14 protein-coding genes are annotated in these 15,223 nt (G+C 37.5%); 11 read left to right on the top strand and 3 right to left on the bottom strand.

The genetic code is table 11. The features are described from left to right. The first annotated feature begins 107 nt into the window (after positions 1-107). The gene (locus EFD62_RS04735) at positions 108-974 is read left to right on the top strand and encodes an amidohydrolase family protein (protein ID WP_069193265.1); all 867 of its coding nucleotides are present in this window, start codon (positions 108-110) and stop codon (positions 972-974) included. Positions 975-1,008: 34 nt separating this feature from the next. On the opposite strand, the gene EFD62_RS04730 is transcribed toward EFD62_RS04735, so the two are convergent. Continuing rightward, complete coding sequence (locus tag EFD62_RS04730; RefSeq protein WP_069193266.1) at positions 1,009-1,347, bottom strand: OadG family protein; 339 nt, start codon at positions 1,345-1,347, stop codon at positions 1,009-1,011. 271 nt (positions 1,348-1,618) lie between these two features. Here EFD62_RS04730 and EFD62_RS04725 point away from each other — a divergent pair, with 271 nt between their 5' ends. From EFD62_RS04725 to EFD62_RS04690, 8 genes are all read left to right on the top strand, one after another. Continuing rightward, positions 1,619-1,807: a hypothetical protein gene (locus EFD62_RS04725; RefSeq protein WP_128705807.1), complete on the top strand. Its 189-nt coding sequence runs from the start codon at positions 1,619-1,621 to the stop codon at positions 1,805-1,807. Positions 1,808-1,874: 67 nt separating this feature from the next. Beyond that, complete coding sequence (locus EFD62_RS04720) at positions 1,875-2,561, top strand: response regulator transcription factor (protein ID WP_069193268.1); 687 nt, start codon at positions 1,875-1,877, stop codon at positions 2,559-2,561. Next, complete coding sequence (locus tag EFD62_RS04715) at positions 2,561-4,078, top strand: sensor histidine kinase (RefSeq protein ID WP_069193269.1); 1,518 nt, start codon at positions 2,561-2,563, stop codon at positions 4,076-4,078. Before EFD62_RS04720 ends, EFD62_RS04715 begins: the two co-directional genes overlap by 1 nt. Positions 4,079-4,205: 127 nt before the next feature. Next, entirely contained in the window at positions 4,206-5,660 is a 1,455-nt protein-coding gene (locus EFD62_RS04710) for a S1C family serine protease (RefSeq protein ID WP_069193270.1), read from the top strand. A 189-nt stretch (positions 5,661-5,849) separates the two neighbouring features. Further along, entirely contained in the window at positions 5,850-7,244 is a 1,395-nt protein-coding gene (locus tag EFD62_RS04705) for an HD domain-containing phosphohydrolase (protein WP_128705806.1), read from the top strand. 154 nt (positions 7,245-7,398) lie between these two features. Further along, the gene (gene glgA, locus EFD62_RS04700) at positions 7,399-8,865 is read left to right on the top strand and encodes a glycogen synthase GlgA (RefSeq protein ID WP_128705814.1); all 1,467 of its coding nucleotides are present in this window, start codon (positions 7,399-7,401) and stop codon (positions 8,863-8,865) included. 147 nt (positions 8,866-9,012) lie between these two features. After that, entirely contained in the window at positions 9,013-9,651 is a 639-nt protein-coding gene (gene nth, locus EFD62_RS04695) for an endonuclease III (RefSeq protein WP_069193273.1), read from the top strand. Positions 9,652-9,676: 25 nt separating this feature from the next. After that, the gene (locus EFD62_RS04690) at positions 9,677-11,356 is read left to right on the top strand and encodes a sensor domain-containing diguanylate cyclase (protein WP_069193274.1); all 1,680 of its coding nucleotides are present in this window, start codon (positions 9,677-9,679) and stop codon (positions 11,354-11,356) included. 21 nt (positions 11,357-11,377) lie between these two features. On the opposite strand, the gene EFD62_RS04685 is transcribed toward EFD62_RS04690, so the two are convergent. After that, a complete protein-coding gene (locus EFD62_RS04685) occupies positions 11,378-12,082 on the bottom strand; it encodes a PsbP-related protein (protein WP_069193275.1) in 705 nt (234 codons plus the stop codon). A 125-nt stretch (positions 12,083-12,207) separates the two neighbouring features. Between EFD62_RS04685 and EFD62_RS04680 the strand changes: the two genes are divergently transcribed. Continuing rightward, positions 12,208-12,471 (top strand): transglycosylase, encoded by a 264-nt coding sequence (locus EFD62_RS04680; protein WP_069193276.1) that lies wholly within the window; start codon positions 12,208-12,210, stop codon positions 12,469-12,471. Between the two features lie 275 nt (positions 12,472-12,746). On the opposite strand, the gene rpmB is transcribed toward EFD62_RS04680, so the two are convergent. After that, positions 12,747-12,935: a 50S ribosomal protein L28 gene (rpmB, locus tag EFD62_RS04675; protein ID WP_069193277.1), complete on the bottom strand. Its 189-nt coding sequence runs from the start codon at positions 12,933-12,935 to the stop codon at positions 12,747-12,749. A gap of 189 nt (positions 12,936-13,124) precedes the next feature. Between rpmB and recG the strand changes: the two genes are divergently transcribed. After that, entirely contained in the window at positions 13,125-15,209 is a 2,085-nt protein-coding gene (recG, locus tag EFD62_RS04670; protein WP_083225078.1) for an ATP-dependent DNA helicase RecG, read from the top strand. Positions 15,210-15,223 lie beyond the last annotated feature (14 nt).

The following is a 15,223-nucleotide window of genomic DNA, read 5'->3' as shown; positions in this document are numbered from 1 at the left end:
TTTGATTTGACGGCAATAATAATCTATAATTACCTTATGGCAATAAAGAAGCAGATGCAATTTTTATAAGTAAAATTCTCATATAGAATAAGAGGGAGTAGTAAGAAATGATAGGTAACTTTACAATTGTAGATGGGCATGTACATACTTTTTCGTCAGAAGAGGTTTCTTCTAAAATATTGCAATCTTTTAACAAGATGTACAGTATAGAGTTTGAAAATCCTGGAACAGGTACTATTGATGATGTCCTAAAGAGCATGGAAAATGAGGGTATAGACTATACCGTTATGGCTAATTTTGCGCCGGCCAAAATTCTTCACAGCAACAACAAATGGACTCTTGAAGAATCACGGAAACATCCCAATCTGATACCTCTAGTAAGCTTCCATCCGGACATGGATGTGTCCTTTGAAAGCTTGCTTAACGAATATATTTTAGATGGGGCAAAGGGTATTAAGTTGCATCCCATGGCCCAAGGCTTTGACCCTAAGGATAGAAAATTGGAAGGCATATATGAGTTTTGCAATGACATTGCTTTTCCTATAGTATTTCATTGCGGCAGGGTGGCAAATGCAAGGCTTAATGAGTTTTCTGATGTAGAAACCCTCGAACCGCTGATAGCAAGGTATGAAAATATACCTTTTGTACTTACCCATATGGCCGACGGCAATGTAAAGGATGTTTTAAGGCTTTCAAAGAGTTATAAAAATGTTTGCTTTGATACATCCATTGTTATTTCCGGTTACCCTCAAATAAGAGAAACAAATGAACCCAGTTGGCTTGATGATAGTATACCCGAGGGTGTCATAAGCGAAATCGGAGCCGATAGACTGGTTTTTGGTTCTGATTACCCATGGGGAAGCCCTGCATGGGACTTAAAAAGATTCATGGGAATGAATCTTACTGATGAACAAAAGAAGATTATTTTAGGGGAAAATGCTATGAAATTGTTCCTAAATAGAGTGTATAACTAAGTTGTTGTAAAGTAATACACTGGTCTACAATAACTTAGAGCTTGTTGGAAATATATTCTTTTCTCCCTACAGTATTCCAAATTGGCGATGTCTCAGGTACACGTCTGAAAGAAGTTACTCTTATTTTTATGTCGGGCCTGTTTCCCATACTTGCAAGTACTGCGGCAGTCAATACCGCTACAAGGGCATCGTCATCGGGAATATTGCTATTGTTTTTTTTAGTCCTGCCTGGGGTGGCGACTAAATTAGCGGAAGGCTGATTGTTGTCAGGTGTGGACGAATCAGACTTTCTGTTTAGAAACATAAACAGACAAATAACGAGAACGAGTGCTACCACTGAAGCTAAAACGATGACAAAAGCTAATCCAATCATTTTTTGACCCCTCCTAAAAAGATAAAATATTCTATTACTATAATAAATTATGCATATCTAAAACTTATCATAACACTGTTGGCAAGTCAACAGATATTCTATGGTAAGAAATAGCTTATATTAAATTTGGTATTCACAAAACAATAAATTTGCTATAATATACAGTAACAAATAATGTATTCTAATATAATAGTAATAGAGATTAAATAATATTATTTTATATGCATTTGTTTCATAAGAATATACATTAATTGATTAGGGGGGGATATCTATGAGACAGGAGGACAGGCTTGCTATCAATGATATCAGGGAAATGATAAAAGTCTTGATTGAAGAGAATGAAAGACTTGTAAATACCATAAACGAGTTAAAAGAGGAGCAAAAAAAGCTTCAAGAGGAAATAAAGATACAAAACATAGTACTGAACAGTTTGCCTATCCGCAATGAAATATTAAACTGACATGTTGTTCATATTAATGTACGATTGTGTATAGGCCTGCGCATTAAAATTATTGGGGTGATAGAATATGAACAATAAAACCAGAGTTCTTGTAATTGACGACGATGTAAATATCTGTGAGCTTATAAGACTGTATATGGAGAAGGAAGGTTTTGAGGTTTCTACAGTATACAATGGCAATAAAGCTCTGGAAGTATTTAGAAGTACTACTCCAAACATAGTTATTCTTGATATTATGCTTCCCGGGGCAGATGGATGGCAGGTTTGCCGGGAGATTAGAAAGATCAGCAATATTCCTGTAATTATGCTCTCGGCCAAGGGGGAAACTTTTGACAAGGTATTGGGACTGGAGCTTGGCGCCGATGATTACCTTGTAAAACCCTTTGAGCCAAAGGAGCTGGTGGCAAGGCTAAAGGCGGTGCTTAGAAGATATGAGCATAAAGACAGTGATGTTCAGGAGATAGTTTATCCGAATCTAATTATAAATAAGACGAATTATACATTGAAAGTAAACGGCAAAGATATGGAATTTCCGCCAAAGGAGCTGGAGCTCCTCTATTTTCTTGCATCAAACCCCAATAAGGTGTTCACGCGGGAACAACTTCTAGAGCAGGTTTGGGGGTTTGATTTCTATGGAGATTCAAGAACTGTGGATGTTCACATAAAGAGGCTGCGGGAAAAACTGGACAGTGAGGGTCAGAACTGGCAGCTTAAAACTGTTTGGGGTGTTGGATACAAATTTGAGGTGAAATAATGCTAAAAACACTATTTAGCAAAATCGTTGTTATATTTATTGCCATTTTGATTGTGAGCACATCCATAACCGGCGCTATGCTCTATATTTTTCTTGGGAATTTTGCATCGGAAGAAAAGGAAGATTTGCTTAGTGATACCGGAGACAGCATAAATAGTATGCTGAACGATTATTTGACAGCTTATTACAATAACTATAATGATCCTATGTTTGCATTCTGGGATGAAATATACCGGAGTATGCTGGATAATGCCCTCGAGAGAGACAGTCAGAGTACCGGTTCCATCATATGGATCGTATCTACCGAAGGGGAAATTGGTGTTATCAAGGGTAATCAGGCGGTGGTCAAGGAGATAATCCAAAAGCTTACCGATAACAACGGCAGGGTAAGGCTGCAAAATCCGGCACAGTATAAAGATGTTTTGAGCGGAAATGTGCCTCTGGTAAAAGAGATGGGCGATTTTTACGGCCTGTTTAAGGATACCAATGTATCGTGGCTGACGATTGAAAAGCCCTTTGTGTATGATGGGAAGGTCTTGGGGGCTGTTTACCTTCATACTCCTGTTCCTGAGGTTCAAAGGGCAAGAAGCAGTGTTTTTAAGTTCTTTATGTTTGCGGTGGCTATTTCTATAATAATATCAATAGTACTGGTTTACATTTTTTCACTAAGGCTATCAAGGCCCTTGAAAAAGATTAATAGTGCTGCAAAGAAGATAGCAAGCGGTAATTTTGACGAGAGGCTTGATATTTCATCGGAGGATGAGATAGGTGAGCTTGCGAAAAGCTTTAACAACATGGCGGGGGAGCTTCAGAATCTGGAGAATATGCGAAGAGGCTTTATCGCCAATGTGTCCCATGAATTGCGGACTCCAATGACTTCAATACACGGGTTTATAGAGGGAATATTAGACGGTACCATTCCCCCGGAAAAGGAAAAGGAATACCTGTTTATCGTCCGGGACGAAATAAGAAGGTTAAACAGGTTGACTACAGACCTTCTTGACCTTGCCAGAATGGAGTCCGGTGAAGTCAGTATAAAACCGGTTGACTTCAACATTAATGAACTCATTAGAAGGTGTATCATAAAGCTTGAAAACTTTATAACACAAAAGGATATTGATGTTGAGGCAAGTTTTGAAGAAGAGGATATGTATGTGAAAGCGGATATAGATTCCATTGAAAGAGTATTGATAAATCTCATGCACAATGCTGTCAAGTTTGTCCGCCAGAACGGAAAAATCAGAGTATCTACATCAAGGTATAGAGGCAAGATACTTGTTTCTGTAGAAGACAATGGTATAGGGATCGACAAGAATGAAATTGACCTTATATGGGAAAGGTTTTATAAGTCAGACAAATCTAGAAGCAAGGAAAAGGGAGGCACAGGACTTGGCCTTGCTATAGTCAGAAACATAATAAACGATCACAGTCAGGAAATCTGGGTCGAAAGTGATGTCGGAATGGGAACAAAATTTTATTTTACCTTGGATAAGGGCAGTAGCAGTGAAAATATATAACGAGCAATCTTAACAATTTATTCACAAGTTTTTAAAATTCATTTTCTATAATAAAAATAACACAAGAAAAAATAACACAAGAAAAAATAACACGAGAAGATAAGTCGAAATGAAAGGAGAGTTAGGTATGGACGAATTTAATTATAACGGTTTTAACAATGAAGAAAATGAAATAAACAGTTTCGGACAGTCAAATAATGTAAATGGTATGAATATTAACGAAAATGTGATTGAAACTATAGCCGAAGATGTTAATGAAAATATGATTGAAAATGTAGCTGTAGATGTAAATGAAAATGTAATCGATAATGAAAAGGTTTATGATAATGGTTCTGCAGATTTGAAGGCGGCTTCGTATTATTCCGAAAGTTATACAAAACCAAAGAAGAAGAAGAGCATTTTGATGCAAATGATACTTGTTGCTGTTATGAGTTCTATATTAAGCGGATCGATAGTTGGAGGGTTCTTCATATTTGGAGTTCCTGCACTCAGTCCTTCGGTTCAATCTATTTTCAGAAACAACACTAACGAGCAGAATGGCGTAAGTGGCTCTGCAAATGGAGTAGGCTCGGATTATTACAGGAAGGTTGTTATTGAGAATTCCGACTCTTCTGTAGTTGTTGCAATAGCTGAAAAGGTTGGTCCTTCCGTTGTTGGAATAAGCGTAAAATCAACAGCAACGGTTAGTGATTTCTGGTTTTTTGCACCACAAGATACAGAATCCCAGGGTTCAGGCATCATAATAAGAAGTGACGGGTATATAATGACAAACAACCACGTTATTGAGTCGGCTCTGAGCGGTTCAACCAATAATCTCATACAGAATGCAAAGATTGAGGTTATTTTACCAAGTGATCCGGATACACCCTATCCTGCTACTGTTGTAGGAAGAGACTCAAGGACAGATTTGGCAGTACTTAAAATCGAAGCAAACAACTTACCGGCGGTTGAATTTGGAAATTCGGATGATATCAAAGTTGGTGAGCTTGCAGTTGCCATAGGAAACCCCGGAGGGCTTGAGTATATGGGTTCGGTTACTGTGGGTGTAATAAGCGGTCTTAACAGAACAGTACCTGTAACCGACGGCAAGGAATTGAAGTTGATACAGACGGATGCCTCCATAAATCCCGGAAATAGCGGAGGAGCTCTTGTTAATGCCGAAGGAAAGTTAATTGGTGTTAATACTGCAAAAATCGGTGGTGGTGGTTATGAAGGTCTTGGGTTTGCAATACCTATAAACAAAGCAAAGGAAATCACCGATAGCCTTATTGAGTACAAGTATGTAAAAGGAAGACCATCCATTGGTATACAGATAAACAGCGGGTTTAATAAGGAAATAGCCGACCGCTACGGACTTCCTGAAGGAGTGCTTGTATACAACGTTGAAATATTCAGCGCAGCTTATAAAGCCGGTATTCAAAAAGACGACATAATTACAGAGTTTAACGGTGTAAGGGTAAAGAATTATGATGAATTGGAAGAGCAAAAGAATAAGTACAAACCCGGAGAAAAAGTTAAGTTGAAAATACACAGGGATGGAAGAGATATCACTGTAGAAGTAACACTGGATGAGCAAAAATAGAATAAAATGCTGCATATGAGGGGAGGCCTTTAGGGTCACCCCTTTTTATGTGAACTCATGCCAAATTTTATTAAGTGGCAGGATTTTTGTGACGATATGTAGAATGATAATATAGCGAGGCCAGAAATGTCCCTCGCAACTGTCAAATCATCTTGTCCTTCTGAATATTGCCCGGAGTGGAGGTTTTTTATGCGAAATAAATCTGTGGCTATATTGATAATTAAGTATTTTCTCATATGCTCTATACTTGTGTTCGCAGCAATTGAATTTGTTCACACTTCAGACTTCAGGTTTATTATTATAATGGGCTTTATTTTGATGCTGATATTTATTGATTACCTCTCAAAGACTATATTCAATAAAAAAAATGAACGAGAATTGCTAATACGCAGTGAAAAAATTGAGAAAATGGAAGCAGAGTTGGACTCTCTTCATGAAGTATCAAAAATTATTACGTCTACTTTTGATGTAAAAATAATAATGGAACATACATATAATGAGCTGATAAGAATCACTGGATGTAAATGGTATCATGTTTGCTTTGTTGACAAAAAGTCTCTCCAACCTGTATTGAATTATGAGTATGGGAATCAAACTTTGAAAAATGCAGAAAATATTAATTATGAACAGTACATACTGAGCCTTATAGATAAGAATTCTTCGTCAGAGCCGCAAATTGAAATGCTTTCCAATGAGAAAAACGGTGAAATTATGGCACTTTCATTAAATGTTTCCGATGAATTAATAGGTGCGATTTTCATCGGCAGCTCAAATCCAGAAACTTTTTCAAGAGTTGATTTGAGTTTTTTGAAAAGTCTTGCATGTTATGTTGCCATAGGTATCAGAAATGCTGAAATGTTTAATAATATATACAGTCAGAAGGAAGAAATAGAAGCTCTATATGAGGAAGCTGCTGCAAGCAATGAAGAACTCAACACCTATATTAAAGAGTTGGATGAGACGAAAGAGGAGCTTAATGTAAAAAATGGTGAGCTGATGAAGCTTTTTGATAATATTCAGTACGGTTATCTCCAGACCGTTATGTGCCTTGCCAATTCAATTGAGGCAAAGGATGCTTATACAAGGGGACATTGCCAGAGGGTTATGGAAATATCCTGTGAGCTGGCAAGGGCATTGAAGTTGACCGAGGAAGAAATAAAAGATTTAAGGTATGCAGCGATATTGCACGATATTGGGAAAATAGGGATTTCAGCAAGTATATTGAATAAGACGGAGAAATTAACGAATGAGGAATTTGATGAAATAAAGAAGCATCCGATTATAGCATATAATATTCTTAAGGATGTTGAATTCTTAAAAAACGGGTTAAACGGTATACTGCAGCATCATGAGAGGTATGACGGAAAGGGATACCCCAATGGAATCAAAGGAAATGAAATTTGCATTTTTGCAAGAATAATGTGTGTGGCCGATGCTTTTGACGCTATGACAAGCGACAGGCCCTACAGAAAAGGTATGGATATGGAATCCGCCCTTAAGGAGATAAAAAGGTGTAGTGGAACGCAGTTTGATCCTGAAATTGCGGATTTGCTTTTGAGGTTGGCCGGTGAGGGTAAAGCTTAGGATGAACATTAAAAATTAATTTTGACATAATGATGTAAACTAATGTTTTGTACACGAATAAAATGGTTATTAATATAAAATGGTTATTAATAATATCTAGTGTTGTTTAAGCTGTATTTTTATTTAACCAAAAAAGACAAGATGGAGGTATATGATGAGAGAGAATGATAACTTGAAGGTGTTATTTGTTTCTGTTGAAGTAGCTCCATTCGCTAAAACGGGAGGATTGGCAGATGTAGCAGGTTCTTTGCCCAAATCACTGCTTTCCATGGGTTATGACGTGAGGGTTGCAATGCCGAGGTATCAGCAGATAGAAACTAATATGAAGTATGTGACAGATTTTCCGGTTGATATGGGAGGCAGGCAGTCAACCTGTATTGTAAGAGAAGGTGAAATTGGCTTTAAATCAGACGGGAAGGATATGAGTGTGCCTATTTACTTCCTGGATAATTATCATTATTTTAACAGGGGAGGAATATACTGCTATTTTGATGATGCGGATAGGTTTGCCTTTTTCTGCAAGGCAGCATTGGAGATGCTCCCCAAAATAGACTTCAAACCGGATATAATCCACTGCAATGACTGGCATACTGGGCCGATGTGCATGTTTTTAAATGAGAAATATAAGACTTATCCTTTTTATAAGAACATAAAGACCATGTTTACAATTCACAATCTAGAATATCAGGGCAATTTCTCAAGAGATGTTATGGGAATTATGGGAATGCCGGATGAAATATTTGTGCCTGAAAAGGTTGAGTTTTATGGAATGTTCAGCTTTATGAAAGCAGGACTGGTTTATTCGGATATTATTACTACCGTTAGCGAAACCTATGCAAAAGAAATTCAGACAGAAAGATATGGTGAGAAACTGGAGGGTTTGTTAAAAAACAGATCAAAAGATCTTTACGGAATAGTAAACGGTATTGACTATGATGTGTTCAATCCGGAGACTGACCCAAGAATTTACAAAAACTATACTGTTGACACATTTAAGCTAAAAGCAGAAAACAAATATGCTCTTCAAAAGGAAATGGGGCTGCCGAAAAAGGATGTGCCTGTTATCGGATTGATATCCAGGTTGACCGGGCAGAAGGGCTTGAACCTCATAATGGATGAGATTGACGAGATGATGAAGGAAGATATTCAGTTTATCCTGTTAGGAGCGGGAGATGAATACTATGAGACAGGATTTAAGAAGATTCAAGAAAAGTATCCTGACAAGGTAGGCGTATTTATCGGGTTTAATGCTCCTTTGGCTCAGCGGATTTATGCGGGCAGTGACATGTTCCTCATGCCGTCAAGATTTGAACCTTGCGGATTAGGACAACTGTTTAGTTTGAGGTATGGTACAATACCTATAGTAAGGTCGACAGGAGGTCTGGCAGAGACGGTAATTGATATCGATAAGGATAAGAAAAACGGAAATGGTTTTTCATACCAAGACTTTACATCTAAGGATATGATGGATACTATTAAGCGTGCAATAAAGTTTTACAATGAAAAGCCTCTTGAGTGGGAGGATATGGTAAAACGCGCTATGATTTCGGATTATTCATGGAACAGCTCGGCGAGCAAGTACTCTGATTTGTATTTGAAGCTTGTGAAAAAGAAGAAGTAATATATGCTCAACGCATATCCTAGGAAAAAAGTCCGGTTTATCTGGACTTTTTTTCTGTAAACTAATATTAAAAAAATAAATTTATTTTTAATCTTTTGCTATGCAATACATGTATTTATTTGTTATAATATAGTGGAGGACAGTATTATGGACAGAAGAAAAAGAGTAAAAGAAATAATAAAGGTCTTTAATCAATTATATAAGGATGCTCAATGTACTTTGGATTACGAGGATCCTCTTCAATTGCTCATATCCACACAGCTTGCCGCTCAATGTACCGATGCAAGGGTTAACATAGTGGCAAAAACGCTTTTTAAGAAGTATAAAAATGCTCATGATTTTGCCAATGCTGATTTAAAAGAGCTGGAGCAGGATATAAAACCAACAGGGTTTTACCACAATAAAGCCAAGAATATTAAGGAAACCTGCAGAATCATCATTGAGAAATATGGTGGTCAGGTTCCGGGAAATATGGAAGATTTGCTAACTTTACCTGGAGTTGGAAGGAAGACTGCGAATTTGGTTTTGGGTGATATCTTTGGTATACCTGGTATTGTGGTTGATACCCATGCAAAAAGATTAAGCAACAGAATAGGTCTAAGCAGCAGCAGCGATCCGAAAAAAATAGAATTCGAATTGATGGAAGTTGTACCTGAAGAAAGCTGGTCTGTGTTTTGCCATCAGATGGTCTACCATGGAAGAGCAGTTTGTAAGGCAAGGAAGCCTGAATGTGACAAATGCGAAATTATTGACTTTTGCGATTATGGAAAAGAGAATTCAAAATGACGTAATGTGAAAAGGAAGTGGGCTTGTGAACAAAGTCGAAAAATATGAGCTGGTGTTTATTCGCTTTACGTGGATTTTTATTACAGTTATTGCTGCTCATATTATAGTCCAGGATATTGGAATGCAAACGGGAAAAAATACGTACTCCAGTACTGTTGTTAAGCTTTGCTTCTTTACGCTTATAACTTTATTGAACCTTATCAAGTATGCGCTAGTGAGAAGAAATTTATTTTTTAGCAAAAAAGTGTATATACCCCTAAGACTGACGGAAATACTCTTAATATTGTCAGCCATAGCTCTTATGGGAATGGGGGAATGGGTGTATATTGTACTCATGTTCCTCATACTGATTACCAGCTTTTATATGGGGAGAAAGTTTTCCCTTGCACTAATGGGATATGCATTTTTTTCGAATGTTATTTTGGAGCTTTTATTCCATCTCTATATAGAGAAAGATAGCTTTATTAATTTTTACAAATCAACGGAAGATATTATTCATATATTTTCAATTTACCTTGTCTTTTTTCTCTTTACAGTTTTTTGTTCTATGCTGTACAAAGACAATTATGAGAATGAGCAGCAGAACAAGAAGCTGTTTATGGAGATTGCAAACAAATATGATCAGGTAGCAGCAGCCCAAGAAGAGATTAAGTCTCAAAACGATAAATTAAGAGAGTGCAATTCGAAGCTGGAAGAGGCAAATAAAAAATTTATGACCAGTCTGGCAGAGCTTTTCACATTGCAGCAGATAACCCAGGCGATAAGCTCAATACTCGATATTAAGGAGCTTTTAAAGAGTGTTAATGACATAATAATTGGAGTTATGGGAGTAAGCAGTTCCACAATAATTCTTTATGATGAAAAGAAGGGAAGGCTCAAAGTACATACTACAAATATTACCAATCGCAAAGAGCTTATTATATTAAATGACAATATAAACTGCCAAAAGCTCCTTAGCACGTTGCAAAATGGAGAACCTATATTTGAGAATTTCGTGGATATGGAGGAGTATCCTTTTGTCGAGGGGAGAGGTATTAATTCTCTGCTATGTGTACCCCTCATTACAAAAGCTAAGAAATTCGGTTTGGTACTTATCGAACATAAGTATTTCAGTGCTTTTGATGACAACAATCTAAGGCTTTTAAATATAATAGGCCAGCAAGTTGGAATTGCCATGGAAAACGTGGAACTGTATCAGAGGATGCACGAGATGGCTACCATAGACAGCCTTACAGGAATATACAACAGGCTCTATTTTCAGGAAAGGCTCAAAGAAGAATTTGCAAACGCCAAGAGGGAGAAATATGATCTATCTCTGGCTATTATGGATATTGACCACTTTAAGCGTTTTAACGACACCTTTGGACATTTGTTTGGCGACAAGGTTTTACAGCATATCGCCAATCTTATGAAAAAGTCCTTGCGAAGCGGAGATATGATTGCAAGGTACGGTGGCGAAGAGTTTGTCATATTACTGCCAAGAACGGGAATTAAAGAGGCATATGATAAGGTAGAAAGACTCAGGAATATTATTGCAAAGACGTCGATAAAGGATGAACTGGTAGTCGCTTCGGTTACTGTAAGCTTTGGAGTTTCATCCTATCCCGAATTCTCAAATAGTGAGTCTGAGCTTTTAAAAATGGCGGATAATGCGCTATATGAAGCAAAGGAATCCGGTAGAAACTGCGTAAGGATTCCATGCTAGTGCTTTTAGGTGGAGCTATTTCTAATTTTGCATACTATCGGTCTTAAATGAGAAGACAATACTCTCAAATAGTTTTGATTCGTTTTTGCTCCAGAGCTCTTCGGGAACAAAATAGCTTATTCTATACATTTTGTCATCCTTCTTCAAAAAAACCTCATTGCCTTTAAAACTCTTATTATCCTGTGTTATGATTGTGTAGTCCCAGAATATACCAGGAACAGAATTCACTGTAACTTCCTTCTCTTCAAACCGCTTATATTGCTGATTTGAAGTTGACTTTGATTTTGAAAGAAAGTCATTTAAGTCATAAGGAAGATTCCACACCTGCACGAATCCATGGTTGATGCCGGTCTTATCTTTAAACCCAACGTGATAGAGAATCTCAGTGCCTTCAAATTCCTGTTCATCCAGCAAGAAGGCAGAGGGATACTTAAAGCTGAATCCGCCTTCTATTGACTCATAAGTAGAGAAATTTTCGGCCCGGGGTTTTTTGAAGTTTTTGCCGGTTTCGACGGAACTGTCTTTAATTATTTCATTCACATACACATTGTCAATATCGTATTTGGCAGGGCATGAAAAGGATAAATAGTTTTCAATTGTAACGTTCATGGTAAGATTGTTGTTGAAAAATAATCCTGTAAGAAAGAATAATGAAATCCAGAGCCCAATAATAATTGAAAGATACACAAGCCTTCTTTTATAGTTGCGAATATAGATTATATACAATTCTAAAACCCCCTGAAAGTTCAAATAAAAAATATATATATATTTTATTCGGCGATTTAGCAAATAAAACATTTTTATGGAAATAATATTTGTGAGAATCTTTTATTTACTAGGAGGAGTTATTAATGGGTGGATTTATTATTACAATTATAATTGCACTAATTGCAGGATGGCTGGGAAATAGTATAACCGGAAAACAGATGTCGGGAGATATCTGGGGAGTTTGTGTTGTTGCACTTCCGGGAGCTTGGATAGGCGCCTATATGCCCTATTTTAATACCTTTGGTCCAAAACTTATGGACATTGCTTTGATACCGGCATTTTTGTGCGCGCTGGTAGCTGCTGTGATTTTCAAAGTTGTACGAAGGGTAGCAAAGCAGGCAAGCTAAAGGTAAAACGGAATAAGTTTTATGGAATAAATGCAAAATCACAAAAAAACGACATTATGAATATACTATGTATTGGGGAGCGTTTTACCGGGGAGGAGTGTTTATATATGAAAATAGTGGTGCTAAAAATGCCAAGGTTTTTTGGAAACATTATCAGAAAGGTTTTTAGAATGGATTAACTTATTTATTGATGGGCAGAGAAATAAAAAAGTGTATCACATAATCTAAAACAATGTGGTACACTTTTTTCGCTATTAGTAATATTCGATAAATCATTATATTGCTCTGGTAACCTTGTTTGAACGTAAACATCTTGTGCAGATATTTGCTGTCTTTGGGGTACCGTTATCAATAATTCTGATTTTCCTGATGTTTGGCTTCCATGATCTATTGGTTTTCCTATTGGAGTGACTGACCTTTAAGCCAAAAAGCATATCTTTACTGCATATATCACACTTTGCCATTTATATTACACCTCCTTTGAATCTGGAGAAATTAATTCTACTATATTTTTTCTTGCGCATTCAAAACAATACCTATTTTAACATATAGATGGCACTGTTCGCAAGTTTTTTTTGCATATATAGCAAAAAAGCTTGATATATATTAAAATTATATGTATTAGATGCATATTACAAGGGATGAGCATAATTATGAATAGCGATATAAAAGAGATGCTGAAAAAATCCATAATGAATATTAAAGGTGTGGGAGAAACAAGGGCAAGACTGTTTCAGAAACTGGGTATTTTCAATATCGAAGATATGATAACCCATTTTCCTGCTGATTACGAAGACAGGAGCAGTTTTAAAAAAATATGCCAGCTCACAGAAGGGGAAAGCTGTACCTTTGAGGGAATTATTATGTCAAAGGTCACGGAAAAAATCCTAAGGCGCGGATTGACTTTATATCAGGTATATATAAAGGACGATTCAGGAACCATAATAGGGACTTGGTACAATCAGCCTTACCTCAAAAAAGTATTGTGTGTTGGCGAAAGCTATATCTTCTACGGAAAAATAGTGCGGGGCTTTAAAACCTTGGAAGTACAGAATCCCATTTATGAGAAGGCTGACAGAGGAGAACATAAAAAAACAATGAAAATTGTACCGGTTTATCCTGCGACAGCGAATCTTTCGCAAAATACCATAAGAGCTGTAATGGAAAAGGCGCTGGAGCAGGTTGTGGGAAATCTGGAGGATGTATTGCCTTTGTGGATTAGGAAAACCTATTGCTTGAGCGATATAAATTATGCTTTTTCCAATATTCATTTTCCACGAAGTGATGAGGATATTAAAAATGCCAGGCATAGGCTGGTGTTTGAGGAACTTTTGTTGCTGCAGTTGGGGCTTCTTAGTATTAAGACTGTGCTTGCCGATGGCAAAGAAGGTATTGCCTTTAAGCCAAACCGGAAAGCTATCCAAGATTTTATAGGTAGCATAGGTTTTCAGCTTACCAATGCCCAGAAAAGGGTATGGGAAGAGATAGAAAAGGATATGGAAAGCAGCAGAGTAATGAACAGACTTGTTCAGGGAGATGTGGGCTCCGGTAAGACAATTGTTGCGGCGCTGGCGCTGATTAAAACAGTAAAGAGCGGATATCAGGGAGCAATGATGGTCCCTACGGAGATTCTTGCAAAACAGCACTATGAATCGTTAAGGGATATTATGGACAAGCATGGGGTAAGCACTGCCTTGCTGGTAGGAAGCCAGACAAAGAGGCAAAAAAGTGAGATTCTTTCAAAAATCGAATCCGGTGAGGTCAATATAGTGATAGGAACCCATGCACTTATTGAGGACAAGGTCAAGTTTTTGAAGCTTGGAATGGTGATAACCGATGAACAGCACCGTTTTGGAGTAAGGCAAAGGACCGTGCTTTCCAACAAGGGATTAAATCCCGATGTTCTTGTAATGACGGCTACTCCTATTCCCAGAACTCTTGCCCTTATACTGTATGGTGATTTGGATATATCCATAATCGACGAGTTGCCGCCGGGAAGAAAGGCTGTAGAAACCTATGCGGTTGATAACAGTATGAGAGAGAGGATAAACAGCTTTATAAGAAAAAATGTACTTGAGGGACGGCAGGCTTATATAGTATGCCCTTTGGTGGATGAATCTGATGAAATAGAAGCAAAATCTGCGCTAAAAACGGCAGAAAAGATAGCGAAAGAGGATTTTAGGGACTTTAGAGTAGGTTTGCTTCATGGAAAAATGCCCTCTAGGGATAAGGAGGATGTCATGCAGCGCTTTTTAGGCAGAGAAATCGATATTCTTGTATCCACTACAGTTATCGAGGTTGGAGTAAATGTACCCAATGCAACGATGATGGTTGTAGAAAATGCCGAAAGGTTTGGACTGGCCCAGCTTCACCAGCTAAGGGGTCGAGTGGGAAGAGGTTCACACCAATCCTACTGTATTCTTTATAATGAGGGTAAAAGCAAGGTCGCAAAAGAGAGAATGAAAGTCATGCAACAGACTACAGACGGCTTTATCATATCCGAAAAGGACCTTCTGCTAAGGGGGCCGGGGGAATTCTTCGGAACAAGGCAGCATGGATTACCTGACCTTAAAATAGCAAATCTTTATAGGGATATGGATATACTAAAAAAAGCCCAGGAAGCAGCCCAGGAGATTCTAAAAAGAGATAAAAACCTGTGTTTGAAAGAAAATCTAAAGTTGAAGGAAAAAATTGCCGAGAAATTCAAGGGAAAGCTAAATGACGTAAGTTTGAATTAAAAGTCGAATTATGA

Origin of the sequence: Acetivibrio mesophilus (assembly GCF_004102745.1) — a bacterium.
Classification (GTDB): domain Bacteria; phylum Bacillota; class Clostridia; order Acetivibrionales; family Acetivibrionaceae; genus Hungateiclostridium; species Hungateiclostridium mesophilum.
The sequence above is the reverse complement of the archived record's forward strand: the minus strand, read 5'-3'. Positions and strand labels throughout refer to the sequence as shown.

Excerpts from the sequence above, each read along its gene's own strand:
- EFD62_RS04735 (WP_069193265.1), top strand. The coding sequence starts at position 108 with ATGATAGGTAACTTTACAATTGTAGATGGGCATGTACATACTTTTTCG.
- EFD62_RS04730 (WP_069193266.1), bottom strand. The coding sequence starts at position 1,347 with ATGATTGGATTAGCTTTTGTCATCGTTTTAGCTTCAGTGGTAGCACTC.
- EFD62_RS04725 (WP_128705807.1), top strand. The coding sequence starts at position 1,619 with ATGAGACAGGAGGACAGGCTTGCTATCAATGATATCAGGGAAATGATA.
- EFD62_RS04720 (WP_069193268.1), top strand. The coding sequence starts at position 1,875 with ATGAACAATAAAACCAGAGTTCTTGTAATTGACGACGATGTAAATATC.
- EFD62_RS04715 (WP_069193269.1), top strand. The coding sequence starts at position 2,561 with ATGCTAAAAACACTATTTAGCAAAATCGTTGTTATATTTATTGCCATT.
- EFD62_RS04710 (WP_069193270.1), top strand. The coding sequence starts at position 4,206 with ATGGACGAATTTAATTATAACGGTTTTAACAATGAAGAAAATGAAATA.
- EFD62_RS04705 (WP_128705806.1), top strand. The coding sequence starts at position 5,850 with ATGCGAAATAAATCTGTGGCTATATTGATAATTAAGTATTTTCTCATA.
- glgA (WP_128705814.1), top strand. The coding sequence starts at position 7,399 with ATGAGAGAGAATGATAACTTGAAGGTGTTATTTGTTTCTGTTGAAGTA.
- nth (WP_069193273.1), top strand. The coding sequence starts at position 9,013 with ATGGACAGAAGAAAAAGAGTAAAAGAAATAATAAAGGTCTTTAATCAA.
- EFD62_RS04680 (WP_069193276.1), top strand. The coding sequence starts at position 12,208 with ATGGGTGGATTTATTATTACAATTATAATTGCACTAATTGCAGGATGG.
- rpmB (WP_069193277.1), bottom strand. The coding sequence starts at position 12,935 with ATGGCAAAGTGTGATATATGCAGTAAAGATATGCTTTTTGGCTTAAAG.
- recG (WP_083225078.1), top strand. The coding sequence starts at position 13,125 with ATGAATAGCGATATAAAAGAGATGCTGAAAAAATCCATAATGAATATT.